Source organism: Bartonella sp. MR168JLCBS, assembly GCF_042194175.1.
This window is the reverse complement of the sequence record NZ_JBHIMP010000594.1, coordinates 261-558: the sequence shown is the minus strand read 5'-3', so window position 1 is coordinate 558 and position 298 is coordinate 261. Positions and strand designations below refer to the sequence as shown.

Sequence of the window (298 nt, the reverse complement as noted above, 5' to 3'; positions counted from 1 at the left end):
TACGAACACTCAAGAGTCCTGGAGCTTTAGCAGCAGCTTCTGATGTTGATGTTGATCGTGCTGCAAGTTTTGCAAATATGTACGGTGTTGATGTTGTTGTGCCTGATGATCTTTTTACTCATAAAGATATTGATGCTCTGGTGCTAGCATTACCTCCACAATTTCATACAGAAAATGTTCTACAGGCTGTTAAAAATGGCAAAGATGTTTTGGTTGAAAAACCAATTGCCTTGAATGTTGCGGATGCTGAACGTCAAGTTCAGGTTGCTAGAGAATACGGACGGATTTTTATGGTGGG

Annotated in this window: 1 protein-coding gene; it reads left to right on the top strand. The window is 40.6% G+C overall.

Annotated elements, in window-relative coordinates; translation table 11 throughout:
• A partial coding sequence (locus ACFIK8_RS12900; RefSeq protein ID WP_375669649.1) for a Gfo/Idh/MocA family protein occupies positions 1-298 on the top strand: 298 nt, incomplete at both ends.